Raw genomic sequence first — 1,353 nt, forward strand, 5'->3', positions numbered from 1 at the left:
CTAATCCTGTACTCGTAACCATGAATTCCTTTGTAATATTCCGGGTACATGCCTCCTCCACATTCTTCGCAGCGGAATTGCGGAGGTACTGTTGGATCTCCATCATCCATCGCATCGAAATTTCGAACGACATTCAGCGGAATCTCTTCTGTTGTATGACATTGAAGACAGATGTAGGTTACTTTCGCTTTGCTATGCAGCCCGCTTTGCGGCTTTTTCTTTTTCTTCGCTACCTTTCGTTTCTTTGACACCGGCGACATCCCGAATCATCCTCTCCAGACATGCCTTTGAGGTGGAGCACACCGCGTACTTCACCTTCAACTTCCCATCCTCAAGGCAGGCTTCTCCCTTGTATTCGTAATAACTTTCGCATTTTGGGCAACATGGCGGCTTCCCCGTCTGCTCCTTGATCCGTTCACTCCACGTTCTGCGTTTTAATATCCGCTTTGCCTTGACAATCCATCTTCTCGCGGCTTTTTGCCACTCACTGACTAACTTCTTGCACAGGCTCTTGATCCGCCGCGAATAAACCCCGTAGTAACGGATCGTTTTGAAGTTTTCATCCGGAATATGCCGCACAAGTCTACCCATAAATTCTTCTACCGAAATCGTCTCGGTCTTCTCTTCCCCGTCATTCTTATCCCGGTAACGAAATGTCACCTTTTCTCCGTCATACGCTTCGATCCGGCTAACCGCTATCGCTGGTCTTCTCATGTATCGCCCGATATATCCGAGTTGCTGCTTGACGTTCCCTTTCTGTTTCGGAGCATGCACATAAAAGCCTTCTCCGTTCTCGCAGTAAGCTTTTTGCAAACGGGACTGCACTTGCTTTTTCTCTTGTTCACTTAACTTTCGTCGAATCAGCTTCAAAACAACCGTCTGCCATTGCTTACGCAGCATCTCGAACGGAATAAAATCGTATGTTTTCCACTCGCCGGTCTTCTTCATTCCTCCCATCGTTACAAGCATATGTACATGAGGATTGAAGTTAAGCCGTGCCCCAAACGTATGCAACCCGGCTACGATTCCGGGAGTTACCTTATGTTTCTTCTCAAAATGTTCTTTGACTAAGCGTACCGCTTCATCCATAAATTCTTTGAGTAATTTTGCCCGATGGAGCAGAAAGATTTCCCGTAATCCTTCGTCGATCGTGAAGACGACATGGCGGTGGTTGACTTGGAATACATCTTGTTCCAGGAGACGTGCCCATTCCTCTGTTTCTCCGCATGAACAGGTCGTACAGAATCTTCCTTTACAACGATACGGAACGAGCCGTAGGTCATGACATCCTTCACATACCATCAGCTTAAAACCGTTTCTGGGATCCCCGCATCGACGGAACTTCTCTACTTC

At 47.2% G+C, this 1,353-nt stretch carries 1 protein-coding gene; it reads right to left on the reverse strand.

Annotated elements, in window-relative coordinates; translation table 11 throughout:
• Positions 1-192: 192 nt before the first annotated feature.
• On the reverse strand, positions 193-1,353 hold a 1,161-nt coding region (locus tag M3G15_RS21315; RefSeq protein WP_260072016.1), incomplete at its 5' end, for an IS91 family transposase.

This window comes from Paenibacillus sp. p3-SID1389 (genome assembly GCF_025151705.1).
GTDB lineage: Bacteria > Bacillota > Bacilli > Paenibacillales > Paenibacillaceae > Fontibacillus > Fontibacillus phoenicis.